Origin of the sequence: Halobacterium litoreum, from assembly GCF_021233415.1 — an archaeon.
GTDB lineage: Archaea > Halobacteriota > Halobacteria > Halobacteriales > Halobacteriaceae > Halobacterium > Halobacterium litoreum.
On record NZ_CP089466.1, the window covers coordinates 1,909,748 to 1,934,221 of the forward strand.

24 protein-coding genes are annotated in these 24,474 nt (G+C 70.1%); 10 read left to right on the forward strand and 14 right to left on the reverse strand.

Annotated features, from left to right (window positions below; translation table 11 throughout):
• Positions 1-861 carry a phosphate ABC transporter ATP-binding protein PstB gene (pstB, locus tag LT972_RS10505; protein WP_232570153.1) on the forward strand — a complete coding sequence of 287 codons (861 nt, stop codon included), beginning with the start codon at positions 1-3 and terminating at the stop codon, positions 859-861.
• 6 nt (positions 862-867) lie between these two features.
• Positions 868-1,548 carry a phosphate signaling complex protein PhoU gene (gene phoU / locus LT972_RS10510; RefSeq protein ID WP_232570155.1) on the forward strand — a complete coding sequence of 227 codons (681 nt, stop codon included), beginning with the start codon at positions 868-870 and terminating at the stop codon, positions 1,546-1,548.
• Between the two features lie 239 nt (positions 1,549-1,787).
• On the opposite strand, the gene LT972_RS10515 is transcribed toward phoU, so the two are convergent.
• From LT972_RS10515 to LT972_RS10525, 3 genes are read right to left on the reverse strand one after another with little or no spacing between them, the layout of a single operon-like run.
• The gene (locus LT972_RS10515; protein ID WP_232570157.1) at positions 1,788-2,201 is read right to left on the reverse strand and encodes a glutaredoxin family protein; all 414 of its coding nucleotides are present in this window, start codon (positions 2,199-2,201) and stop codon (positions 1,788-1,790) included.
• Between the two features lie 39 nt (positions 2,202-2,240).
• Entirely contained in the window at positions 2,241-2,876 is a 636-nt protein-coding gene (gene gfcR, locus LT972_RS10520) for a transcriptional regulator GfcR (RefSeq protein ID WP_232570159.1), read from the reverse strand.
• Positions 2,873-3,934: a glucose 1-dehydrogenase gene (locus LT972_RS10525; RefSeq protein ID WP_232570161.1), complete on the reverse strand. Its 1,062-nt coding sequence runs from the start codon at positions 3,932-3,934 to the stop codon at positions 2,873-2,875. The genes gfcR and LT972_RS10525 overlap by 4 nt, the downstream gene beginning before the upstream one ends.
• Before the next feature lie 148 nt (positions 3,935-4,082).
• On the opposite strand from LT972_RS10525, the gene LT972_RS10530 reads away from it, so the two are divergent.
• Positions 4,083-5,288, forward strand: coding sequence for an HAD family hydrolase (locus LT972_RS10530; protein WP_232570163.1), 1,206 nt, complete (start codon positions 4,083-4,085; stop codon positions 5,286-5,288).
• A 16-nt stretch (positions 5,289-5,304) separates the two neighbouring features.
• Here the strand turns inward: LT972_RS10530 and LT972_RS10535 are convergent, their stop codons facing one another.
• Positions 5,305-5,571 carry a MoaD/ThiS family protein gene (locus tag LT972_RS10535; RefSeq protein ID WP_232570164.1) on the reverse strand — a complete coding sequence of 89 codons (267 nt, stop codon included), beginning with the start codon at positions 5,569-5,571 and terminating at the stop codon, positions 5,305-5,307.
• A gap of 102 nt (positions 5,572-5,673) precedes the next feature.
• Between LT972_RS10535 and LT972_RS10540 the strand changes: the two genes are divergently transcribed.
• Genes LT972_RS10540 through LT972_RS10550 form a run of 3 tightly spaced genes read left to right on the forward strand, consistent with a single transcriptional unit; the run spans position 5,674 to position 8,992 of the window.
• Positions 5,674-6,588, forward strand: a complete 915-nt coding sequence (locus LT972_RS10540) for a dihydrodipicolinate synthase family protein (RefSeq protein WP_232570166.1) — start codon at positions 5,674-5,676, stop codon at positions 6,586-6,588.
• Between the two features lie 37 nt (positions 6,589-6,625).
• Positions 6,626-7,864: a mandelate racemase/muconate lactonizing enzyme family protein gene (locus tag LT972_RS10545; protein WP_232570168.1), complete on the forward strand. Its 1,239-nt coding sequence runs from the start codon at positions 6,626-6,628 to the stop codon at positions 7,862-7,864.
• A 60-nt stretch (positions 7,865-7,924) separates the two neighbouring features.
• Positions 7,925-8,992, forward strand: a complete 1,068-nt coding sequence (locus LT972_RS10550) for a glycosyltransferase family 4 protein (RefSeq protein ID WP_232570169.1) — start codon at positions 7,925-7,927, stop codon at positions 8,990-8,992.
• Here LT972_RS10550 and LT972_RS10555 read toward each other — a convergent pair whose 3' ends face one another.
• Entirely contained in the window at positions 8,993-9,610 is a 618-nt protein-coding gene (locus LT972_RS10555) for a class I SAM-dependent methyltransferase (RefSeq protein ID WP_232570171.1), read from the reverse strand. It abuts the gene before it with no gap.
• On the reverse strand, positions 9,600-12,032 hold the full coding sequence (folP, locus tag LT972_RS10560) for a dihydropteroate synthase (protein WP_232570173.1): 2,433 nt from the start codon (positions 12,030-12,032) through the stop codon (positions 9,600-9,602). Before folP ends, LT972_RS10555 begins: the two co-directional genes overlap by 11 nt.
• A 171-nt stretch (positions 12,033-12,203) precedes the next feature.
• Here folP and LT972_RS10565 point away from each other — a divergent pair, with 171 nt between their 5' ends.
• Entirely contained in the window at positions 12,204-13,037 is an 834-nt protein-coding gene (locus LT972_RS10565) for a hypothetical protein (protein WP_232570175.1), read from the forward strand.
• Positions 13,038-13,306: 269 nt separating this feature from the next.
• Here LT972_RS10565 and purH read toward each other — a convergent pair whose 3' ends face one another.
• A complete protein-coding gene (gene purH / locus LT972_RS10570) occupies positions 13,307-14,917 on the reverse strand; it encodes a bifunctional phosphoribosylaminoimidazolecarboxamide formyltransferase/IMP cyclohydrolase (protein WP_232570177.1) in 1,611 nt (536 codons plus the stop codon).
• 169 nt (positions 14,918-15,086) lie between these two features.
• Between purH and purB the strand changes: the two genes are divergently transcribed.
• Genes purB through LT972_RS10585 form a run of 3 tightly spaced genes read left to right on the forward strand, consistent with a single transcriptional unit; the run spans position 15,087 to position 18,178 of the window.
• On the forward strand, positions 15,087-16,463 hold the full coding sequence (gene purB / locus LT972_RS10575) for an adenylosuccinate lyase (RefSeq protein ID WP_232570178.1): 1,377 nt from the start codon (positions 15,087-15,089) through the stop codon (positions 16,461-16,463).
• A gap of 44 nt (positions 16,464-16,507) precedes the next feature.
• A complete protein-coding gene (locus LT972_RS10580) occupies positions 16,508-16,711 on the forward strand; it encodes a zinc ribbon domain-containing protein (RefSeq protein ID WP_232570187.1) in 204 nt (67 codons plus the stop codon).
• A 30-nt stretch (positions 16,712-16,741) separates the two neighbouring features.
• Positions 16,742-18,178 (forward strand): SLC13 family permease, encoded by a 1,437-nt coding sequence (locus tag LT972_RS10585; RefSeq protein WP_232570189.1) that lies wholly within the window; start codon positions 16,742-16,744, stop codon positions 18,176-18,178.
• Here LT972_RS10585 and LT972_RS10590 read toward each other — a convergent pair.
• The 7 genes from LT972_RS10590 to dapA are packed head-to-tail and all read right to left on the reverse strand — an operon-like array spanning position 18,175 to position 24,308.
• Positions 18,175-18,705: a VIT1/CCC1 transporter family protein gene (locus tag LT972_RS10590; protein WP_232570191.1), complete on the reverse strand. Its 531-nt coding sequence runs from the start codon at positions 18,703-18,705 to the stop codon at positions 18,175-18,177. The genes LT972_RS10585 and LT972_RS10590 overlap by 4 nt on opposite strands.
• A 32-nt stretch (positions 18,706-18,737) precedes the next feature.
• Positions 18,738-19,805 (reverse strand): M20/M25/M40 family metallo-hydrolase, encoded by a 1,068-nt coding sequence (locus tag LT972_RS10595; RefSeq protein ID WP_232570193.1) that lies wholly within the window; start codon positions 19,803-19,805, stop codon positions 18,738-18,740.
• Positions 19,798-20,616 (reverse strand): diaminopimelate epimerase, encoded by an 819-nt coding sequence (dapF, locus tag LT972_RS10600; protein ID WP_232570195.1) that lies wholly within the window; start codon positions 20,614-20,616, stop codon positions 19,798-19,800. Before dapF ends, LT972_RS10595 begins: the two co-directional genes overlap by 8 nt.
• A complete protein-coding gene (gene lysA, locus LT972_RS10605) occupies positions 20,613-21,839 on the reverse strand; it encodes a diaminopimelate decarboxylase (RefSeq protein ID WP_232570197.1) in 1,227 nt (408 codons plus the stop codon). Before lysA ends, dapF begins: the two co-directional genes overlap by 4 nt.
• A complete protein-coding gene (locus tag LT972_RS10610) occupies positions 21,836-22,669 on the reverse strand; it encodes a 2,3,4,5-tetrahydropyridine-2,6-dicarboxylate N-succinyltransferase (RefSeq protein WP_232570198.1) in 834 nt (277 codons plus the stop codon). The genes lysA and LT972_RS10610 overlap by 4 nt, the downstream gene beginning before the upstream one ends.
• Positions 22,666-23,406 carry a 4-hydroxy-tetrahydrodipicolinate reductase gene (gene dapB, locus LT972_RS10615; RefSeq protein WP_232570200.1) on the reverse strand — a complete coding sequence of 247 codons (741 nt, stop codon included), beginning with the start codon at positions 23,404-23,406 and terminating at the stop codon, positions 22,666-22,668. The genes LT972_RS10610 and dapB overlap by 4 nt, the downstream gene beginning before the upstream one ends.
• Positions 23,403-24,308 carry a 4-hydroxy-tetrahydrodipicolinate synthase gene (dapA, locus tag LT972_RS10620; protein WP_232570202.1) on the reverse strand — a complete coding sequence of 302 codons (906 nt, stop codon included), beginning with the start codon at positions 24,306-24,308 and terminating at the stop codon, positions 23,403-23,405. Before dapA ends, dapB begins: the two co-directional genes overlap by 4 nt.
• Positions 24,309-24,474: the final 166 nt, after the last annotated feature.

Consider the following 24,474-nt stretch of genomic DNA (forward strand, 5'->3'; position numbering starts at 1 on the left):
ATGTCACAGAACGAGATGAACACCACCGACGCCGACGAGGACGACGCGCTCGTGTCGCCCCAGCCCGGCGCCGTGGTCGACGACGACAGCACCGACACCGCGGGCCCCGAGACGACGCTCGTCGAAGCCCGCGACCTCGACGTGTTCTACGGCGAGGAGCAAGCACTCGACAGCGTCGACATCGAAATTCCCGAGAACCGCGTCACCGCGATGATCGGTCCCTCGGGGTGTGGGAAGTCGACGTTCCTCCGGTGTATCAACCGGATGAACGACCTCATCGACGTCGCGCGCGTCGAGGGCGACCTCCTCTTCGAGGGGAAGAACGTCTACGACGACGACGTCGACCCGGTTGCGCTGCGCCGCCGCATCGGGATGGTGTTCCAGCAGCCCAACCCGTTCCCGAAGAGCATCTACGAGAACGTCGCGTACGGCCTGCGCGTCCAGGGCCGCACCGAGAACTTAGACGAGAAGGTCGAACAGGCGCTGAAGAACGCCGCGCTCTGGGACGAAGTCGAGGGCCGACTCGACGAGAGCGGGCTCGACCTCTCCGGCGGCCAGCAACAGCGCCTCTGTATCGCGCGCGCCATCGCCGTCGACCCCGACGTCATCCTGATGGACGAGCCGGCGAGCGCGCTCGACCCGGTCGCCACCAGCCAGATCGAGGACCTCATCGACGACCTCCGCGAGGAGTACACGGTCGTCATCGTCACGCACAACATGCAACAGGCCGCTCGCATCTCCGACAAGACGGCGGTGTTCCTCACCGGCGGTCGCCTCGTCGAGTTCGACGACACGGAGAAAATCTTCGAGAACCCCGAGAGCGACCGCGTCGAAGATTACATCACCGGGAAGTTCGGGTAACCAACTATGGCACGAGAGAGCTACCAAGAGAAACTCGAGACCCTCCAGGACGACGTCCTCTACATGAGCGAGGTCGTCACGGACCGACTCCGCCTCGCGCTGGAGTCGATGGAACAGAAAGACCACGACACCGCGTGGGACGTCATCGACGGTGACGACGAAATCAACCAACTGTACCTCGACCTCGAAGAGGACTGCATCGACCTGCTCGCGCTCCAGCAGCCGGTCGCGGGCGACCTCCGCCTCATCGCGTCGTCGTTCAAAATCATCACCGACCTCGAACGCATCGCCGACCTCGCGGTGAACCTCGCGGAGTACACGCTCGACGCCGACCGCGACATGTCCCCCGAGGTCGACGTGCAGGCCATCGGCAACACCACCATCGAGATGGTCGAGGACGCCATGGACGCGTACGCCGAGGAAGACATCGACGCCTGCTTCGCCGTCGCCGAGCGCGACGACGACCTCGACGACCGCTGCCGGCAGGCCTCCGACACGGTCATGCGCGACCTCATCGAGAAGGAAGTCGACGCCGACGCCGACGAAGCCGAAGTCGAAGCCATCATGCAGGACGTCTCCCGCCTCCTGCTCACCGTCCGCGACCTCGAACGCATCGGCGACCACGCCGTCAACATCTCCGCGCGCACCGTCTACATGGTCGAGAAAGACGACTCTCTCATCTACTAACGTACCTTTTTTGCGCTCGGGTTTCCTCGGCCGCGCCTCGCGGCGCGGCCTGCGGGAACCACTCCCGCAAAAAATCTACGCCGGGAGAGCAGCGCTCTCCCGAGCCCTGTCTCGCTTCGCTCGACAGGACGCCAAAAAAGGCCGCTCGCCGGAGGCGAGCGGCGAAACGCGCGGCGAAGCCGCGCGTATGCTACGCTCTACGACGTGGTTCCGGCTTCGTCACCGGAAAGAAACGACCGCTAGAAGGGGGACTGCACGCCGTCGTCGTCGGCCGACTCGGTCTCGACTTCCTCGGGGTCGGGCGCGTTCTCGGCGTCGAGTTCGTCCGCGAGTTCGCCGCGTTCGTCGAGTTCGCCGAGCACGTCGCTCCCGCCGACGAACTCGCCGTGGACGAACGTCTGGGGGATGGTCTCCCAGCCGCTGTGGTCGTCGAGGGCGTTCCGGAACTCGTCGATGCTCTGGAGCACGTCGACGGTGTGGACGTCCGGGCGGTGCTGGGTGACGAGGTCGATGGCGCGCTGGGAGAACCCGCACTGGGGCATCTGGGGGGTGCCCTTCATGAAGAGGACGACCTCGTTGTTCTCGATGGCGGTGGCGACGATGTCGTCGACTGCCTCCTGGTCCATCGAGGAGTCGAGGGGGTCGAAGGCCATACGTCTCGTAGGGCGACCGCGAGGAAATGCCTTGCGTCGTCAGTCGTCGGCGCCGACGCGGATGACCTGCAACAGCGACTCGACGGGCACGTCGTCCACGTCGCCGAGCCCCTGTTTGTCGACGAGGACGCCACAGGCGACCGGTTCGCCGCCGCTGTCGCGGACCGCGTCGACGGCCTCGTGCATCGTGGTGCCGGAGGTGACGGTGTCGTCTACGACGAAGCAGTCCCGGCCCTCGACCTGCGCGAAGTTCCGGGAGAAACTGCCGCCGAGGTCCTCCATGTCGCCTTCCTCCCACTGGTGTTTGGCGGGCGTGTACGTCGCGAGGTCGGTCTTCAGTTCGTTCGAGACGGCGGTGGCGAGCGGAACGCCGGCCTTCTCGACGCCGACGATGAGGTCGACGTCGTGGCTGTGGTCGCGGAGCGCGTCCGCGAGCGCGACGCCGACGGCGGAGAGTCGGGCACCGGCTTCGCCGATGTTGCTCCAGTCGACGTGGACGTCCTGCGGGCCGCCCTCGGGTTCGTCGTCGGTGCTGGTGGCGGTGGTGCCGGCGCGCTCGACGAGCCAACTCGCGGTCTCACGGGAGACGTTGAGTTCGTCCGCGATTTCGCCCCGCGAGAGGCCGCGGGCGGCGAGGTCCGCCGCGCTGTCGATGAGGTCGTCTACGTTCTTCATTGTGAGTCGAATTGCACCGCCGTCTTGATGGTCGTTTCGTCGTCGCGGAACGCTGCCTCGAAGTCGTCGAGGCCGTGGACGCCCGTCACCACGCCGTCGGTCAGCCAGTCGGGGAGGCCGGCGAGCGTGTCGATGGCCGCCTCGAAGTGGTCGACGCCGGAGTTGACGCTGCCGACGAGCGCCTTGTTCTCCAACACGAGTTCGCGGTGGATGTCGCTGCCCGCGACTTCGAACTCCCAGCCGGCCTCGGGGACGCCGAGGAGCGCGCCGACGCCGTTCGGCGCGAGCGCGTGGACGGTGTCGAAGGCGTGTTTCGCGTAGCCGGTGGCCTCGTAGACGAAGTCCATCGGTTCGTGGACGCCGGGAATCTCGGCGACCGGCGTCTCCCGAGAATCGACGTACGTCGCGCCGAGTTCCTCGATGACGTCGATTGTGGGGTCGGGCCGGTCGCGGCGACCCAGACAGTACGTGCGCTCGTAGTCGTCGAGCATCGCGAGCGTGAGCAGGCCGAGGCTGCCGTTCCCGAGGACGAGCGCAGACTCGGGTCGCCAGTCGAACGTGGACCGCGAGGCCTCGGCGAGTTCGATTGCCTTCTCGGTGATACTGATGGGTTCCACGAGGAAGCCCAGTTCGGCGAGGTCGTCGGGGAGCGGGACGAGGCAGTCGGCGGGGCTCGTGAAGTACTCGGCCATGAAACCGTCCGCGCCGTCGATGCCGCGCTCGACGTACTCGCCGGGCGGCGCCATGTCGGGTTCGCCGCGCTCGAAGTAGTCGGTGTGGCCGTCCTTCGGTCTGCGAACCGTCGGCACGACGACCTGTCCGCGTTCGAGGTCGGTGTCGTTCGGGTCTTCGACGACGCCGACGGCCTCGTGGCCGAGTACCATCGAGTCGGCGCCGTCGGGGAAGCCGCCGTGGCCGCCCGCGATGACCTCGTGGTCGGTGCCGTCCACGCCGACGCGGAGGGTGCGAACGAGGGCCTCGCCGGGCCCGGGGTCTGGTCGCGGTCGGTCGACGACCCGCGGCGTCGGGTCGTCGCGCGTGACGACGATTGCGTCCATACCTCTCTGTGGAACCCACACTGGCAAAAGATTTATTCTGTATCGAGTAAGTTTCCAACCCGGCGGTGGCCAGCGTGTCCCACGTGTCCATCCGGTTCTCCCGGCCACCCCACACACGATTCAAGTAGCCGCCGCGCCACTACGACGTATGCAGCGGTACGACCGGCTCTACGCGCTCTACGACGACTTCGACGCCGACACGCTCCGGGCCTACCAGGACTTCGTGGACCTCTTTCCCCCGGTGGACTCCCGGGTCGCCCTCGACTACTGGGAGTCCGCGAGCGACGAACTCGACGACCGCAAGGACGAGATTCGGTCGTCGTTCCCGGACGAACCCGCGTTCGCCGACGTCGCGGCGCGCGCCACCCGCGACCAGGCGTTCGCCGCGCTCGACCTCCACGCGAAGTACGAGCGCGGCGTGAACGTCCTCGTGTTGGACGTCGACGAGACGCTGCGGTCGGCGGGCGGCACGGACAACGAGATTCCCCGCGAGACCCTCCACCTGCTCACGGAGTTCCACGAGGCCGGCGTCCCCATCGTCATCTGCACTGGCCAGACCTTAGAGAACGTCAAGGGCTTCTTGAGCCAGGGGCTCGGCGACGAACTCGTCCACTCCGGGGACGTGTCCATCGTCTACGAGGCGGGCACGGGCGTGTTCACGCCCGGCCACGGCCCGGACACGAAACAACTGCTGTACGAGGACCTCGGGGAGGACGTGCGCGGCGTGTTCGACGACCTCCGGTCGAAGGTCCTGCCGGACGCCCCCGAGACGGTGCGCCGGGGCTGTCACCTGCAGGGCAACGAGTTCAACGTCACGCTGAAGCCGAACTTCGAGACGGGCAGCGAGCGCGCCCGCGAACTCATCGACGAGGCGCTCGTCTACGAACTCGACCTACTCGCCGACTGTCTGGACGCCCCCGAGCAAGCGGTGCGGGCGTACTACGCCGACGCCGACCCGGAAATCGCGGGCGTGCTCGAAGCCGCCGGGGAGACGCCGGACGCCGACGTGCCCGACGACCTCCGAGACGTGCTGGACCGCATCGACGTGGCGTACTACGAGGCCGACGCCGCCGAAATCGCGTCCCGCGAACTGAACAAGGTCGTGGGCGTTGAAGCCGCCTTCGACGTGCTGGGCGTGGCCGACCCGTTCGCGCTCGTGATGGGCGACTCGAAGAGCGACCTGCGCGTGATGGAGTGGGTCCACGGGGAGGGCGCGGGCATCGCGGCGGCGCCCGAGCACGCCTCCGAGCGCGTGCTCGAACACGTCCAGCAGACGGACGAACTGGTCTTCGACAGGGGCGCTGCCGACGAGATTCTCAGAACGGCGTGGGCGCTGAATCTGCTCGCAGAATAATCGAAGCGCGTCGCGTTCAGGCGAGGCGGAAGCGAACCGTGTCGCCGGCGTGGACGGTACTCGTCGCGGATAGCGGCTCTCCGTCCGGGGACTCGCGCACGACGACTGTGTCCGTGCGGAGTCGGGAGCCTTCGAGGACGCCCGCGCGGACCTGCGGGCCGAACTCTGCGGCGAGCGCGTTCACGACGTCCGCGACGGTCGCGTCCTCGGGGACGCCCACCCGAGCGCGGTGCGTGCCGGTGCGGGCGGCGAGCGTTCCAGTCAACTTCACCTCGACGTCCATGTCACTCCTTCTCTCTGCCGTGCGTAAAAAGTTTACTCACATTCGAAAGACCACTTGGACGAATCCCGTGGGCTTATGCTCGCGGCGGGCGAGGGCTCTCGCATGCCAGCGAACGCGCCCGCACCCGGCGACGACGACCCGCTCGGCGTCCACGGCGTCGTCCCGCCGACCGTCACGGCGTTCCACGAGGACGAATCGCTCGACGTCGAGACCACCGCCGACCACGCTCGGTTCGTCGTCGACCGCGGCGCCCACGGCGTCTTCCCGCTCGGGACGAACGGCGAGTTCCCCCTGCTCTCGGGCGACGAGCGCGACCGCGTCGTCGAAGCGGTCGTCGGGGAAGTCGGCGGCGACGTGCCGGTCATCGCGGGCGTCGGCGCGCCCTCGACCAGACAGACCGTCGCGCACGCCGAGCACGCCGAGTCCGTCGGCGCGGACGGCGTCGTCGTCGTCACGCCGTACTACTACCCCCTCGACCGCGAGGCCGCGGTCCGGCACTACGAGCGCGTCTGTGCGGCCGTCGACCTTCCGGTGTACGTCTACCACATCCCGTCGAAGACCGGGAACGAACTCTCGCTCGACGCGCTGGACGCCCTCGCCGAAATCGAGAACCTGGTAGGCCTGAAGGACTCCTCGAAGGACGTGCCGTGGCTCGGGCAGGCCATCGACGCCCACCCCGAGTTGACGTTTCTCGCGGGGTCGGACTCGCTGCTCGCGCCGGGCCTCGACCTCGGCTGCTCGGGGATGGTGTCGGCCGTCGCCAACGCGTTCCCGGAGCTCGTCGTCGACCTCTACGAGGCCTACGACGACGGCGACGTGGCCCGCGCGAAGGACATCCAGAGCACCGTCTACGATGTGCGCTCGGCGCTCAAACGCGGGCCGTATATGGCGGGCGTGAAGACGGCCCTCGACCTCCGAGGGTTCTACGCGGGACCGCTCCGGTCGCCGCTCCGCGGGATGGACGCCGAGGACCGCGCCGCCCTCGAAGCCGACCTCGCCGACCTCGACCTCCTCTAAACCATAGATTTACACCGAGCCGAGTGAACATCCAGCCATGACCAAGGACTACACCGACCTCCACGACCCGAACGCGGAGTACACGATGCGGGAGCTCTCCGCCGAGACGATGGGCGCGGACGGCGCGCGACCCGCGCCACGTGACCTCGAAATCACCGACGTCCAGACCACGATGGTCGACGGGAACTTCCCGTGGACGCTCGTGCGCGTCTACACCGACGCGGGCGTCGTCGGCACCGGCGAAGCCTACTGGGGCGCCGGCGTCCCCGAACTCATCGAGCGCATGAAGCCGTTCGTCGTCGGCGAGAACCCCCTCGACATCGACCGCCTGTTCGAGCACCTCGTCCAGAAGATGAGCGGCGAGGGCTCCGTCGAGGGCGTCACCGTCACCGCGATTTCGGGCATCGAGGTCGCGCTCCACGACCTCGCCGGGAAGGTGCTGGGCGTCCCCGCCTACCAGTTGCTCGGCGGGAAGTACCGCGACGAGGTGCGCGTCTACTGCGACTGCCACACCGAAGAAGAGGCCGACCCCGAGGCCTGCGCGGACGAGGCCGAGCGCGTGGTCGAGGAACTGGGGTACGACGCGCTCAAGTTCGACCTCGACGTGCCCTCCGGCCTGGAGAAGGACCGCGCGAACCGCCACCTGCGCCCGGGCGAGATTCGCCACAAGGCCGAAATCGTCGAGCAGGTCACCGAGCGCGTGAAGGACCGGGCGGACGTCGCCTTCGACTGTCACTGGACGTTCTCCGGCGGGTCGGCCAAGCGCCTCGCCAGCGAAATCGAGGAGTACGACGTGTGGTGGCTCGAAGACCCCGTGCCCCCGGAGAATCTGGAGGTACAGGAGGAGGTCACGAAGTCCACGACGACGCCCATCGCGGTGGGTGAGAACCGCTACCGCGTGACCGAGGAGCGCCGGCTCATCGAGAATCAGGCCGTCGACATCGTCGCGCCCGACCTCCCGAAAGTCGGCGGGATGCGGGAGACCCGGAAGGTCGCGGACGTGGCGAACCAGTACTACGTCCCGGTGGCGATGCACAACGTCTCCAGTCCGGTGGCGACGATGGCGAGCGCGCAGGTCGGCGCGGCCATCCCGAACTCGCTGGCGGTCGAGTACCACTCCTACGAACTCGACTGGTGGTCGGACCTCGTGGAGGAGGACGTCATCGAGGACGGCTACATCGAGATTCCCGAGAAGCCGGGCCTCGGCGTAACGCTGGACATGGACGCCGTCGAGGCGCACATGGTCGACGGTGAAACGCTCTTCGACGAAGCGTAGCGCGCACGCTGGCGTCCACGAACAGAACGGTTTTTAGTGGCGTGTTGCGTGGCGGCGTGTATGCGCGTGGCGTTCGTCTCGGAGACGACCGCCCACCACGCCGACGGCGACGACGTGGCTCGCTTGCAGTTGCTCGCTGACTTGCTCGCGGAGCGAGGGCACGACGTTCACGTCTGCTGTGCGCAGTGGTGGGAGGGCCAACCAGACACCTTCGAGTACGAGGACGTGACCTATCACGCGGTCACCGAGGAGCGCGGCCAGCGGTGGTTCTCGCCGAAGGCGGCCGCGCTCGTGCGCCGCCTCGAACCCGACGTGGTTCACGCGACGAGTCGGACGCCCGGACACGTGTACGGCGCTCGCTGGGGTGGGCTGCTGGCGGGGGCGCCCGTGGTCTGTGACTGGTACGACCCACACGACGCGAGCGACGGCCTCCGGGGGCGGGCGTACCGGTACGCCGCCCGGAAGCCGAGTTCGGTCGTGGCGCCGTCCCGCACCGTGAAGACGAGCGTGCGGGAGTGCGGCGGGAACGGCGAGGACGTGCGAGTCGTGCCGACGGGCATCGACATGGACCAGATTCGGCGCGCGGTGCCGGGCGAGGGCGCTGACATCGTCGCGAGCCGCCGCCTCGACGGGGACGCGAACATCGAGTCGCTGTTCCTCGCGCTCGCGGAGTTCCGCGAGTACGACTGGAACTGCACCATCGTCGGCGACGGCCCCGAGCGCGAGGGGTACGAGCGGCAGGCCCGCGACCTGCGCATCGACGACCGCATCGAGTTCGTCGGCGACTGCTCGGTCGAGGAGCGCGTGGAGATTTTCAAGAACGCGCACGTCTACGTCCACACCGCCGAGAAGACGTCGTTCGCGCTCGACCTGCTGCGGGCGCTGGCCTGCGGCTGTGTCGGCATCGTAGAGTACCACGCCGAGTCGAGCGCCCACGAACTCGTGGAGACCTACGAGCGGGGCTTCCGCGCGACCAACGACGAGGAAATCGTGGAGTGTCTGATTGCGGCGGGCGACCTCGAACGGAAGGCCGTCGACGAGTCGTTCGCGGAGTACGACCACGACCGGTTCGTGGAGGACTACCTCGACGCCTACCGGGACGCTCAGGACGACGCGGGCTTGCTCTGACTACGCGAGCCAGTAGTACCGCCACGTCCCGCCCGCGTCGCTCTCCACGAGTTCGCTTTCCACTACCTCGAAGCCCGCGTCCGCGAGCGCCGCCTCCGTCTCTTCCTCTCCGAGGATGCTCCAGCGCATCGTCGCGCCGCTGTCCAGCCAGTCGTCGTTCTCGCCCTCCCAGTTCTCGGTGCCGGCCGCCACGACCGCGACGCCGCCGTCCCGGAGGACGCGCCGGAACTCCCGGTAGACGGCGGCGTGTTCGTCGGTCGGCACGTGGATAATCGAGTGGAGCGCGGTCACGGCGTCGAACGTGTCGTCGGCGTACGGGAGCCGTGACATGTCGCCCTGCGCGAGCGCGGCGTCGGGCGCGCGCTCGGCCGCGAGGTCGAGTTGCGCGCGGGACACGTCGAGGCCGACCGCGTCGAAGCGGTCGCCGAGTGGCCCGAGCACGCCGCGGCCGCCGCCGCAGCCGGCGTCGAGCAGGCGGCTTCCCTCGGGGACCGACGCGAGCGCGTCGACGAGCGTGTCCGGAAGTTCGCTGTCGTCGCGGACGGCGTCGTAGTCGGCGGCGAGCGCGTCGTAACCCCGGCGCACCGCCGTTCTGAGGTTGGTGTCGTCAGTCGTCACGGTCGCCCTCTCGCGTGCGTTCGGCGACGCGCACCGCCGCGGCGTTCTCCGCGACGTCGTGGACGCGCACGATATCGGCGCCGCGGTCGGCGGCGATGGCGGACGCCGCGGCCGTCGCGTACCCGCCGTCGTCCGGGTAGCGGTCCACGGCGTCGAACATCGACTTGTGACTGTGGCCGATCAGAACCGGACAGCCGAGCGCGTGGAACTCGTCGGTGCGGTCGAGGAGTTCGAAACTCTCGCCCGCGTCCTTCCCGAAGCCGAGGCCGGGGTCGACGATGATTTTCTCCCGGGGCAGGCCGGCTTTCTCGGCGAGCAGGACGCGCTCGGTGAGTTCGGCGAGCACGTCGCCGACCACGTCGTCGTAGTGGGTCTCGGTGCTCGGGTCCACCGGGGCGTCGATGGAGTGCATCACGACCAGCGGCGCGCCGTGTTCGGCGGCGACGAACCGCATCTCGGGGTCTTCGAGCCCCGTCACGTCGTTGAGGATGTCGGCGCCGGCTTCGAGCGCGCGCCGCCCGACTTCGGCCTTCCGGGTGTCCACGGAGACGAGCGCGTCGAGGTCCGCGATGCGCTCTATCACGGGGACGACGCGATCGATTTCGTCCGCGACGGAGACGGGGTCGGCGCCGGGACGCGTGGACTCCCCGCCCACGTCGATGACGTCCGCGCCCGCATCGACCATCGCCTCGGCGCGCGCGACGGCGTCCTCGACTGCCTCGTACTCGCCGCCGTCGTGGAAACTGTCCGGCGTGACGTTCAGGATGCCCATCACGGCGGTGCCGTCCTCCCACGGGTAGCCGTGGGTCTCCGGGTCGGTCTGGATGCCCAGCGTCTCGCGCAGGTCGTCCGCGAACACGGAGAGGCCGTAGGGCTGGCCGTCGAGTTTCTCGCAGAGGCGCTTGAACTGCGCGAGCGTCCCCATCAACACGGCGTCCAGCGTCCCCCGCGGCTGGGAGTTCAGTCCCGACAACGAGCACTCGCCACCGAGGCTCAGCATCTCTTCTTTGAGGTACTGCGCTTGGCGCTTCTGGACGCGCGTCTGCACGACGCGGTGGACGCCCTTCCCGCGCATCCGCCAGACGCCGGGCGGCGTGACGTGCGCGCCCTCCAGCGTCTCGCGGGCCTCCTCGATGTCCCGCACCTGCTTCGTGACGTTCGTTCGCGTCCAGCGCGCGCGGGCCTCCGCGACCGTGAACAGCGACCCCGTGACGAGCACGAAGTCGTCCTCGTCGGCGGCGTCCAGCGCCGCTTCGACGGCCGCCTCGACGGAGCGCTTGACCGTGGTGTCGTCCGCGCCGGCGTCCTCGAACACCGTCGCCAGCACGTCGGCGTCCTCGGAGCGCTCGGAGTCGGGTTCGCAGACCCACGCGCGGTCCGGCGTCGGGAGCGCCGCCGCCATCCCGCGGTGGTCCTTGTCGTGCATCGCGCCGAACACGCAGAGCAATCGGTCGTAGTCGAACTCGCCGATGGTCTCGGCGAGCGCCTCGCACGCGCCGGTGTTGTGCGCGCCGTCGAGTACGGTCACCGGGTCGGCGCCCATCACCTCGAAGCGCCCCGGCCAGTACGCCTTCCGGAAGCCGCGAGCGAGCGTGGCCTCGTCCACGTCCGCGACCTGTCGCGCGAGCGCCGCCGCGACGCCCGCGTTCTCGGCCTGATACGAGCCGAGCAGCGGAATCTTCGCGTCCACCGACCAGTCCGCGCCGGCGAGCGAGACGGCGGCCTCGGTGTGGTTCGTGCGGCCCTCGTAGGCCACGCGCACGTCGCCGTCCGCGCCGACAGTCAGCACGTCGCCGGCCTGCTCGCGAACCGCGTCCAGCGCCTCGCCCGTCGTCGCCGTCACGAGCGGCGCGTCAGCGGGCGCGACGTGAGCCTTGTCTCGGGCGATTTCGGCAATCGTGTCGCCGAGCACGCCCGTGTGTTCGAGGGTGACCGACGTGACCGCGCTCGCCGCCGGGTCCACGACGCTCGTCGCGTCGAGTTTCCCGCCGATGCCGACTTCGAGGACGGCCACGTCCACGTCCTCGCGCCCGAACTGCCAGAGCGCCATCGCGGTCACGACCTCGAAGAACGTCGGCGCGTCCCCGTTCGCCGCGCGCTCGTTCACGCGCGGTCGCACGGCCTCTACGAACTCCGTCAGCGCCGCCTTCGACATCTGCCGGTCGTTCACGGTGACGCGCTCGCGCACGTCGTCGAAGTGCGGGGACGTGTACAGCCCCACGTCCAACCCCGCCTCGCGGAGCGCGGACGCCGTCAGCCGGGCGGTGCTGCCCTTCCCGTTCGACCCCGCGACCTGCACGTACGTCGGGCCCTCGTGGGGGTCGCCGAGCGCCGACAGGAGGTCCGCCGTCGAGTCCGTCCCGGGCTTCGGGCGGTACCGACGGAGGTCGAGGAGGAAGTTCGCCGCCTCGTCGTATCGCATAGTCGAACCGAGCGTAGCGGCCCGCATTAGGCTGTCGGACGCGGTGCCGGGGGGCCGTCGAGCGCGCCGCCGCCACGAACCACGAGAACCTGGCACACGGCATCACGAACCGTCAAACGGCTGTTTTACTCATCCGAACCCACTTCTACCGAGGTCGTTCTACGAGGGGGTATGGACCGACGACGGTTCCTCGCGTCCGTCTCCGCGTCCGTGCCGCTCGCGCTCGCGGGCTGCATGGGCGGACAGGACGACGGCGACGAGTCCTCCACCACGACCGACGAACCGACCGACACCACCGAATCGACCGACACGACGACCACGGACGACGGCCCGCTGGCGTTCGGCGACGAGGTCAGCCTCTCCGGCGACCGCGCGCTGTCCGTCGAGAACGCGGACTCGACCGCGTTCGTCGTCTCCGCCGACGGCAGCGGCCGCACCGTCCACTCCGGGAACACCACCCGGTACACGCTCGTCACGTTCCAGGTCGACGCCATCGACGACTACGAGACGTTCGTCGGCGAGAACGTCACGCTCACCGTCAACGACCAGACGTACGACAGCCCGGTCTTCCCGCTCGGCGGCGGCTTCAACCAGTTCACCGCCGCGTACCCCGTCCCGAACGACGTGACGCCGTACACCGCCTCGGTCGACCTCGACACCGGCGACACCACGGCGACCTGGGAGTTCTCCGCGCGCGACGTCGAAACCATCACGCAGGACGTCGAGTACAGCGTCACCGACGTCGCCGCGCCCGACGCCGTCGCGAGCGAGGGGAGTTTCTCCGTCGACGTCACCGTCGACAACGCCGGCGACGCCATGACGTTCGTCACGAAAGTCCTCGGCACCGCGGGCGCACCCACGCGCACCTCCTTCGATATCGCCGCCGGCACCGAGAAGACAGTCACCGTCGACGCCACCGCGCCCGCCGCCGGCGACGCCAGCGAGTTCGAGATGGAACTCGACTGGGGCGCCGACGCCGCGACGCGCACCATCGCCTTCGAGTAGCCCGGATACCTCAAACGGCCGTTTGTCCTTACCGCGTTTATTTGATACTACGAACACTCACACCGAGTGGAGCGCGCCCGACCACCCGCTGACGCGACGGCCAAAGACGCTGTCATTCACTTCTGCGCTCCGGCCTCCACTTCGATTCCTACGCCCTCGACAGACGCCTCGCGGCCTTTAGACTCTCCTTCGCTGGCGCTCAGTCGTGTCTAAAGCACCGCGTCGCTCACACGCTCGCGCCGCGAGCTTCCGGCACTCCTTCACTTCGCTCAGTCGTGTCTAAAGCACCGATGCCCGGTGAACACCATCGCCATCCCGTGCTCGTCGGCGGCGTCAATGACCTTGTCGTCGTTCTTCGACCCGCCGGGCTGGACGATTGCCTCGACGCCGGCGTCGGCGGCCTCCTCGACGGCGTCCGGGAACGGGAAGAAGGCGTCCGAGGCCATCACGGCGCCGTCGGCGTCCTTCCCCTCGGCGTCGCGTTCGGCCTTCGTCGCCGCGATTTCCACGGCGTCCACGCGAGAGACCTGCCCGACGCCGAGACCCACGGTTTCGGTGCCGTCCGCGAACAGGATGCCGTTGGACTTCACGTGCTTGAGGACGCGCCACGCGAACAGCATGGTCTCGATTTCCTCCTCGGTCGGGTCGCGCTCGGTGACGACTTCGAAGTCCTCGGTGCTCGGCGCCCAGAGGTCCCGTTCCTGCACGAGGCGCCCGCCGACGAGCGCCTTCTCGGTCTGGAGTTCGGTCGGTTCGCCGAGTTCACCGACAGACAGGATGCGCAGGTTCGACTTCTCGCGGAGCGCGTCGAGCGCGGCGTCCGTGTAGCCGGGCGCGACGACGACTTCCTTGAACGAGTCCGCGACGCGCTCGGCCGTCTCCGCGTCGCAGACTCGGTTCAGCGCGACGATGCCGCCGAACGCGGACTTGGCGTCGGTGGCGAGCGCGTCCGAGTACGCGTCGGCGAGCGTGTCGGCGGTCGCACAGCCCGCGGGGTTGGTGTGCTTGATGACGGCGGCCGCCGGGTCGTCGAACTCCTTGACGAGGTTCAGCGCGGCGTCGGCGTCGTTGTAGTTGTTGTACGAGAGCGCCTTCGCGCCCTCGTTCAGTTGGTCGGCGTGGACGACGCTCGCCTCCTCGCAGGTGTCGTCGCGGTAGACGGCGGCGTCCTGATGGGGGTTCTCGCCGTACCGGAGCGAGTCCGCGCGGTCGGCGCTCGCGAGGCGGCGCGCCGGGAAGTCGCCGCCGTCGTCGGCGTCGACGGTGACGCCGTCCGCGCTCGCGTCGAGGTCGCCGTTCGCGAACCACCGAATCGCGCGCGGGTACGCCTCGAACTCGGCGTCGTACAGCACGCGCTCTTTCAGGTCGGCCCGGTCGTCGTCGGCGTACACGGGCACCGGCTCCTGTGTCACGATGGGGCCGGCGTCCACGTCCTCGTCGCGAACCGCGCCGTCGTCGCCGACGGCGTCCGTGACGACGTGGACGGTACAGCCCGTGACGGAGACGTTCGCGTCGAGGACTTGCTCGTGGGCGTCCATCCCCGGGAACGCGGGGAGGAGACTCGGGTGGACGTTCAGCGTGAGCGGCACCGAGTCGAGGAACGTCTCGGAGAGCACGCGCATGTAGCCGTCGAGGCAGACGAAGTCCACGTCGTAGTCCGCGAGCGCCTCGACGACGCGCTTCTCGTGGTCGCGGCGGCTCTCGTCCTCGCCCTGCTCGACGACCTCCGTGGGAATGTCGCGGTCCTCGGCGGCGTCGAGGACGGGCGCATCGGCGTGGTTCGACAGCACGACGGCGAGGTCGGCGCCGCCCGGTTCGAGGTCGTCCACGTGCAGGAGGTTCCGGCCGCGGTTGCTGGCGAGCCCAGCGATGCGAGTCATGTTTCGAAGACGGACCGCGACCCGCAAAGTGGTTGCGGTTCCGAACCGGTGGGTATACACGAACGAGTATAGAAACCCGCGCACTTGCCGATTCTATCGCACTTTGTATGCACGAGCGTGGCCCGAATCGACCGGCAGGCTTTTGCCCCGAGCGCCGCCACTCGTCCCCATGACCGACGAGAGCCCGCTATACGCCGTCACGCCCCTCGACGGCCGGTACGCCGGTCGAACCTCTCCGCTGGCCGCGTACGCGAGCGAAGCCGCGCTGATGCGCGCTCGCGTGCAGGTCGAAGTGGAGTACCTGCTCGCGCTCGCCGACCTCGACACCGTCCCGCTGGAACTCACCGACGACGAGACCGAGCGTCTGCGGGCCGCCTACGAGGCCTTCGAGGCCGACGACGCCGACCTCGTGAAGCGCATCGAGACCGAGGGCGCCCGCGGTTACGACGCCACCAACCACGACGTAAAGGCCGTCGAGTACTTCGTGCGGGAGGCCGCGCCGGAGCGCGCGCACTCGTGGATTCACTTCGGCCTGACGAGCGAGGACGTGAACAACCTCGCGCACCGCCTGCTCGCCAAGCCCGCCGTCACGGACGTGCTCGTGCCGGAACTGCGCGCGCGCCGCGACGAACTCGTGGAGTTCGCCCACGACTACGCCGACCTGCCGATGCTCGCGCGCACCCACGGCCAGCCCGCGACGCCGACGACGTTCGGGAAGGAGATGGCCGTCTACGCCGCCCGCCTCGGGCGCGCCATCGCTCGCGTCGAGGACGCCGCCGAGTCGCTCTCCGGGAAGCTCGCGGGCGCGTCGGGCACGTGGGCCGCCCACCACGCCGCCTTCCCGGACGTGGACTGGCGCACGTTCTCCGAGGAGTTCGTGCAGTCCCTCGAACTGGAGTACGTCGAACCGACGACGCAGGTCAACCCCTGTGACGACCTCGCGGCGCTGTTCGACGCGCTCCGCGGCGCGAACAACGTCTGCCGAGACCTCTCCCTGGACGTGTGGCTGTACGTCTCCCAGCGCTACCTCGGGCAGGACGCCGCGAAGACCGAGACCGGGTCGTCGACGATGCCCCACAAGGTCAACCCCATCGACTTCGAGAACAGCGAGGGCAACCTCTCGAAGGCGAACGCGGACTTGGAGTTCCTCTCGGAGTACCTCACCACGAGTCGCCTCCAGCGGGACCTCTCGGACTCGACGGTCAAGCGCAACATCGGCGGCGCACTGGCGTACTGCCTGCTCGCGTACACGAAACTCGGCGACGGTCTCGGGAAGGTCGTGCCCAACGAGGCCGTGATGCGCGAGGACCTGCGCGCGAACCCCGAAATCATCGGCGAAGCCGTCCAGACGATTCTCCGGCGCGAGGGCCACGACGACGCCTACGAGCGCGTGAAAGCCCTCACGCGGGGCGAACGCGTCTCGCTGGAGGACTTCCACGAACTGTTCGCGTCGATGGACCTCCCCGAGGACGTGCGCGACGAACTGCTCGCGCTCACGCCCGAGTCCTACACCGGCCTCGGCGCCGACATCGCGCGGGACGCCTGACCGTCCCCTGAAGGCTTTTACCGGACCGCGCCGCACGTCCGACCATGCAGGACGAAGGCTGCCCGAAATGTGGTCACGACGAGGTGGACGTGGGGAGCATCTCCACGACCGGCTCGGGGCTCTCCAAGATGTTCGACATCCAGACGAACAACTTCCAGACGGTGACCTGCACCTCCTGCGGGTACACCGAACTGTACGCGGACGTGGACTCGCGGGGCGCCGACCTCGCGGACATCTTCTTCGGCTAGAGTTATCGGGTCGCGGACCGTTTTCCCGGTGTGACTCGGCGCACCCCCGCGCTCGCGCTCGCCACCGTCGGCGCCGCCGCCGTCGTCGCCGCGCCGACCCCGGAGGGACTGACGCCGGCGGGCGTCGGCGCGCTCGCGACCGGGTGGTTCGCCGCCGTCTGCTGGGTGACGGGCGCGCTCCCGCTCTCGATTACCGCGCTCCTCGTCCCCGTCTGGCTGGTGGCCCTCGGCGTCTACCCCCGCGTCGACCCGGCGTTCTCGGGGTTCGCCGACCCCGTCGTCGCGCTCTTCCTCGCCACCTTTCTGCTGGCCGCGGCGCTCCAGTCGGTCGGCCTCGACCGCCGGGTGGCGCTCCGCCTCGTCGCCGCCGTCGGCACCGCGCCGCGCCGCCTCGTCCTCGGCCTGATGGTGGCCGCCGCCGCGCTCTCGATGGTCGTCTCGAACACCGCGACGGCGGCGATGCTGATGCCCGTCGCGGCGGGGGTCGTGCGCGCCGTCCGGCCGGACGCACCCGCGGACTCGAACCTCCACGTCGCCGCGCTCCTGGGCACCGCGTACGGCGCGAGCGTCGGCGGCATCGGGACGCTCGTCGGCACGCCCGCGAACGCCATCGTCGCCACCCAGATAGAACAGGGCTTGGGCGTCGAGGTGTCGTTCCTCGACTGGATGACCGTCGGCGTCCCCGTCGTCGTCGCCTCCCTCCCCATCGTCTGGGTGGTGTTGCTCCGTCTCTACCCGCCCGAGACCGGCGAGCGCACGGTCGACGACGCCCCCGACCTGCTCGCCGACTTCGACCCGCTCACCGGGATGCAACGCCGGGTCGGCGCGGTGTTCCTCGCCACCGCGACGCTCTGGGTGGTCGGCGGCCTCGACTTTTTGTTCCGGTGGCTGCCCGCGAGCGTCCACGCGCGCCTGTTCGGCGGCGGCGCGGCGGACGGGGTGCTGTCCTTCGCCGTCGTCGGCGTCCTCGGCGTCGTCGCGCTCGTGCTCGCCGGCGCGATAGACGAGGACGACGTGCGCGGCATCGACTGGCCGACCCTGCTGTTGTTCGGCGGCGGCCTCTCGCTCGCGGACGCGCTCACCGACACCGGCGCGACGACGTGGCTCGCGCGCACCCTGCTCGACCCCGTGGTCAGCGCGCCGATTCTCGCCGCCGTCGCCGCCGTCGTCGCGCTCACCGTCCTGCTCTCCGAACTCGCGTCGAACACCGCGACGGCCGCCATCCTCGCGCCCGTCCTCGTCGAACTCGGGCGCGCCGAGGGCACCGGCGTCACGCTCGCGGTGGCGTGTGCCGTCGCTGCGAGTTTCGGCTTCGCGCTCCCCGTCGCCACGCCCCCGAACGCAATCGCGTACGGCACCGGGGCGGTCACGCGCTCCCAGATGCTGCGCGCCGGCGTCGCCCTCGACGTGCTGATGGGAATCGCGGCGTCCCTGCTCGTCATCGTCGTCGCGCCCCTCCTGCTCTAGGCGACGCCGCGCAGGAGTTCGCCGACGGCGAACGCGACGCCCGCCGCGAGCATCCCGACGACGAACATCTCGACGCCCGCGAACCACCACCGGCGCTCGGTGACGAGACTCCGGCCCGCACCCACGACGAAGAACGCGACGCCCGCCGCCGCCACCGAAACCGGGAACGACGCCGCCATCCCGAGGACGTACGGCAGCAGGGGCGTCCACCCGGCGACGACGAACGCGAGGAACGTCACGAACGCGGTGACCGCCGGCGGCTTCCCGCCGTCGTCGCCGGCTTCGCCCTCGGCGCGCTGGTAGTCGAGTTCCGAGCGCCGCGAGAGGTAGTTGCTCATCCCCATCGAGAAGCCGTCCGCGAAGAGGTTCGCGACGCCGAGGATGACGACGACGCGGGGTTCCAGCACCGCGCCCGCCGCGCCCGCGACAACCGCGAACGTCGTCACGATGCCGTCGTTCGCGCCGTAGACGACCTCGGCGAGGTACTCGCCGCTCGGCCGGCGCCCGTCGATGGCCTCTGTCAACATACCACGAACTGTCGCCCGCGAGCGAGAAAAACCTACACCAGCGAGTCGAGCGCGTCGGTCGCGATTTCCGCGGCGCGTTCCACGTCCGACCGGCGCACGTACTCGCGTTGGGCGTGCGCGACCGGCCCCTCGTCGTCGGCCAATACGCCCGGCCCGAAGACGACCGTCGGCGCGTCTTCGGCGAAGTAAGACGCCTCGGTCGCAGCGCCGAACGGTCGGGAGTCGCCCGCGCCGGCGTCGCGGAGCGCGCGCACGACGTCCGCGTCGTCGGGCGTGTCGAACGCTTCGAGGAACGGCGTGTCGCGCTCGACGGGGGTCACCTCGACGCCCACGTCGGCGGGCACCGCGTCGCGGACGTGGCTCTCGAAGGCCGCGAAGAACGACGCCTGCGTCTCGGGCGGAACGGTTCGCCGGTCGACGACGATGTCGCAGTCGTCGGGCACGCGGTTCGCGGCGTCCCCGCCCCGAATCCGCGTCGGCGTGAGCGTCGGCGGCCCGAGTTCCGGGTGGCGTTCGGGCCCGTGCTCGGCGTCGAACCCGCGAATCGCGGCGAGCGCCTGCTCAGCGGCGGCGACGGCGTTCACGCCCGAGGTGGGGTCGGCGGCGTGCGCCCCGACGCCGGACAGCGAGACGGTCGCCTGGAAGCGGCCGCGGGCGCTCGTACACGCCGCGAGGTCGGTGGGCTCGCCGACGACGTAGGCGTCCGCGTCGAGGGAGAGCGCCGCCGCGCCCGCCGACTCGGTCTCCTCGTCCGGCGTAATCGCGAGCGTCACTCGGCCCTCAGTGGGTTCGACCGCGAGGAACGCCGCGAGGAGCGCGGCCAGCGGCCCCTTCGCGTCGCACGCCCCCCGCCCCCGAACCACGTCGCCGTCCCGCGAGTACTCGACGTGTGGCGGCACGGTGTCGATGTGCGTGTTCAGGACGACGTGCGGTCGCCCCTCGCCCCGGGACGCGAGGACGTTGCCGGCGTCGTCCACCTCGGGCGGGTGGCCGTGCTCGCGCAGGGTGTCGACGAGCAACGCGCGCATCTCGGTCACGTCCTCGTGGGAGGGCGTGCGGACGGCGCGCTCGTGGAACGCGAGGGGGTCGAACTCAGGCATCGACGCGTCGGACGGGCTCCGCTTCGGCTTCGCCCTCGCCCTCGTGTTCGGTCGGGCCGCGGAGCGTCGCGCGTCCCCCGGACAGGTCGACGTGGAGTTCGCCGCCCGGCGGCCGTACTGACACCTGCTCGCCGCAGCGTCCCTCGCGGTGCGCGACGGCGGCGATGGCGACGGCGCCCGTGCCACAGGACTGGGTCTCCCCCTCGACGCCGCGCTCGAACGTGCGCTGGCGGAAGCCGTCCTCGCCGTCGGGCGACGCGAACGTGACGTTCGCGCCGTCTGGGAACGCCTCGTGGTGGCGGATGTCGGGGGCGTCGGCGTCGATGTCCACGTCGTCGACGTCGTCGACGAAGACGACCGCGTGCGGGACGCCCGTGTTCACGGCCGTCACCTCGTAGCCCGCGAGTTCGTCGCGCTCCATCGGGTCGTCGCTGACGACCGGGACGGCGCCGGGGTCGAATTCGGGAGCGCCCATCTCCACGGTCACCGTCTCGCCGTCCACGTCGGCGCGCCGCGTGCCCGCCTGCGTGTCCAGCATCACGGCGTCGGCGCCGGTCTGCTCGGCGACCCAGCGGGCGGCACAGCGCGCGCCGTTCCCGCACATGTCCGCCGTCGAGCCGTCGGGCTGGACGAGTGTCATCACCGCGCGGGGCGGCGTGTACCGCGTTTCGAGCGCGAGGAAGAGCACGCCGTCCACGCCGAGGCGCGCGCAGACGGCCTGCGCGAACGCGCCGCGGTCGGGGACGTGGTTGGTCGCGTCGACGATTGCGAAGTCGTTGCCGGTGCCGTGGTATCGGTCGTAGGGAATCATCGTTCTGGTGCAGTCAGGGAGTCGAAGCCGTCGCGCTCGCGGGCGAGAGAGTCCTCGCCGCCGTCGAGTGCGACGACCGCCGGTCGCTGTCGGGAGTTGTACTGGAAGGACATCTCGACGCCGTACGCGCCCGCGTTCCCGACGGCGAGCAGGTCGCCGCGTTCGGGCGCGGGGAGGCGTCGGTCTTCGGCGAGCACGTCGGTGCTCTCGCAGATTGGGCCCACCACGTCCACCGCGTCGGTGTCGCGGTCGGCGGCGTCCGGCGCGAGCGACCGGACCTCGTGGTGGGCGCCGTAGAGTGCGGGCCGGAGGAGCGTCGTCATGCCAGCGTCGACGCCCGCGAGCGTCGCGCCGTCGGTCGGCTTCACCGTGTTCACTTCGGTCAGCAGGACGCCCGCGTCGGCCACGAAGTAGCGTCCCGGTTCGAGCACGAGGTCGGCGTCCACGTCGGCCAGCGCGGTCCGGGTGGCGTCGGCGACCGAACCGAGGTCGAGCGGTTCCTCGTCGGGGCGGTAGGGGACGCCGAACCCGCCGCCGGCGTCCACGAACTCTAGGTCCGCGGGCGCGTTCCGTGCGACCGCGGCGAGGCGTTCGACGACTTCGCGGTGGGCGGCCACGTCGTCGTCGGTGAGCATCCCGCTTCCGACGTGGGCGTGGACGCCGACCACGTCGAACCCCCGGTCTACGGCGTCCCCGATGACGGCCGCGGCCTCGTCGTGGGGGACGCCGAACTTCGCATCCGCGCCGGTCGCCACGGCCTCGCTGTGGCCGGCACCGACGCCCGGGTGGACACGGACGGCGAGTCGTCCCGCGAATCCGCGCTCGGCGAGTCGGTCGACGGTGTCGCGCGCGCCGACCACGAACGTCGCGTCGGGCGCCGCGTCGAGCACGTAGTCGAGGTCGCGGGCCGGCGGATTGACCGCCGTGTAGTGAATCTCGCTCGGTTCGAAGCCGGCGTCGAGCGCGCGGTACACCTCGCCGGCAGACGCGCACTCCGCGCCGGCGCCCGCCTCGCGGAGCGCCCGGAGGACGGCTCGCCCGGCGTTGGCCTTCACGGCGTAGTGGATGCGGGCGTCGGGGAACGCCGCCGCGACGCGCTCGTAGTTCTCCCGCACGCGGTCGAGGTCCTGGACGTACAGCGGCGTGCCGTACTCCGCGGCGAGGTCCCGCAGGTCGCCGGGCGACCAGTCCGCCAGCCGACGAACCGCGGGGTTCCGGGTCACGACCGCAGTACCTCCTCGCGCTGGGTGGCGTCGAGCGTCTCGGCTTCGAGGTCCATCGCCACCACCGCGGGCTTGTACGCGCCGCCGTCGAACAGGTCGTGGTCGCCCACCGAGGACTCCACGAATCGGGTGAAGGCGCGGCGCTCCGGCGGCAGTTCGCCGTACAGAATTTCCTCCTCGACGAGGTCGTAGACCGGAATTCGGGGCGTCAGGAGGGTGTTCTCGCCGACGACCGAGTTCTCGCCGACGACGAACCCCGACGTGACCCGGCAGCCGGCACCCAGCGACACGCCGTCTTCCACGACGACGGGCGCGTCCTCCACGGGTTCGAGGACGCCGCCAATCAGGGTGTTCGCGCCGAGTTTCACGTCCGCGCCGATTTGCGCACAGGAGCCGACGGTGTCACAGGAGTCCACGAGCGTGCCGTCCCCGACGTAGGCGCCGACGTTCACGAACGCGGGCGACATCACGATGCAGTCGTCGCCGAGGTGCGACCCGCGCCGGAGGGTCGTGCCGTCGGGCGTGTTCCGCGTGCCGCGTTCGAGCAGGTCGGCGGTGTCCCGGAGCGGGAGCACGTCGTGGTACGCCACGTCGCCGTACTCGCGGCGCTCCGTCTCGCGGAGCGCGAAGTTCAGGAGGACGCCGCGCTTCACCCACTCGACGGCCTCCCAGTCGCCGTCCCGCTTCTCTGCGGCCCGAATCTCGCCGGCTTCGAGCGCGTCGAGGAACGCGTCGAGGCTGTCGGCGTCGCCCGCCGTCGCGGTGTCGGCCGACAGGTCGCCCGCCTCGTGGCGCGCCCACAGGTCGCGAATCTCGCGTTCGAGGGTCATACTGCCGCCGACACCTCCGAGAACCGGTAGAAGCCGGCGGGCTGGTCGGCGAGCCACCCCGCCGCGTCCAGCGCGCCCGCCGCGAACACGTCCCGCGAGCCCGCACGGTGGGTCAGTTCGAGGACTTCGCCGTTCCCCGCGAGCAGGGCCTCGTGCTCGCCCGTGACACTTCCGGCTCGCCGCGCGTGGACGCCGATTTCGCCCTCTTCTCGGGGCTGGTCGCCGACGCGTCCGTGGACGCGCTCCGAGTCGCCACGCGTCTCGTCGATTCGTTCGAGGACGAGATTCGCGGTGCCGCTCGGGGCGTCGCGCTTCCCGCTGTGGTGGGTCTCGGTGACCTCCACGTCGTACTCGGGGAGCGCTCCGACGGCGGCCTCGACGGCGTCGAGCAGGGCCTGCACGCCCCGTGAGAAGTTCGCGCCGAGCATGACGGGCGTCTCCTCGCCGGCCGCCCGCAGCGAGACGCGCTGGTCGTCGGCGAACCCAGTGGTGCCGACGACGATTGGGACGCCGGCGTCTGCGCAGGCCGCGGCGTACTCGACGCTCGCCTCGGGCGCGGTGAAGTCCACGACTGCGTCGGGTTCGTGTTCCGAGAGGAGGCTCTCGAAGTCGCTCGCGTCGGCGAACTCGTCCTCGGCTCGGGTCGTCGCGAACGCGATTTCGTCGCCGCGCTCCGCGGCGACCGAACGGACGGTTCGACCCATCCGTCCGTCGGCGCCGGTGACGGCGACTCTCATGCGGTCACCTCGCGTTCCGGGAGCGCGTCCAGCGCGCGCTCCAGTCGCTCGCGGGTCGCGTCGGTCGCGTCCGACAGCGGCGACCGATAGTTCGCGGGCCCCTGCCCGCTGAGTTCCTGTGCGGCCTTCACCGGAATCGGGTTCGTCTCCGCGAACAGCGCGCGGTTCAGGTCCGCGAGTTCGTGGTGGCGCTCGCGGGCTGTCTCGTCGTCTCCCTCCAGAGCCGCCCACACGAGGTCGCTCACGCGCTCGGGTTCGACGTTCGCGGTGACGCTGATTGCGCCCCGGCCGCCGACCGAGAGAATCGGGAGCGTCAGGCCGTCGTCGCCCGAGAGCACCGAAAACTCCTCGTCGCGGGTGCGCTCGATTACCTCGCTGACGCGGCCCACGTCGCCGCTCGCGGCCTTGTATCCCACGACGTTCTCGTGGCTGGCGAGCGAGACGGCGGTGTCCACGGCGATGTTGCGCCCGGTCCGCGACGGCACGTTGTAGACGATTTGGGGCGCGTCGACGCGGTCGGCAATCTCCCGGTAGTGAGCCTCCATCCCCGCGGGCTCGGGCTTGTTGTAGTACGGAGAGATGAGGAGCAGGGCGTCCGCGCCGGCGTCCACGGAGCGCGCCGCGAGGCCGACCGCCTCGTGGGTGGAGTTGCTGCCCGCGCCGGCGATAATCGGCACGTCGTCGCCGGCCGCGTCGGCGACCGCTTCGACGACCTCGACGTGTTCGTCGTGGGTGAGCGTCGCGCTCTCGCCGGTCGTCCCCACGGGGACGAGGCCGTCCACGCCGCGGTCCACGAGGCGGCGCGCGTCGTCGCGGAGTCGGTCGAAATCGATACTGCCGTCGGCTGTCAGCGGCGTCGTCATCGCGGGGTAGACGCCGTCGATTGGTGTACTGAGTTGCATGGTGTGTCGGGAAACGCTGGTCGGCGAACAGTGCCTGCCACGAGAACCCGGCACGGGGGCGCTACGCCCGCGGCGAGTCTATCGAGTGGGTGTACGGCGTTTGCGTTTCCCGAAGAAGGAGGTGGCACTCCCGGAGACCGCTGTCGCGTCGGCGGGAGCGCCAGTC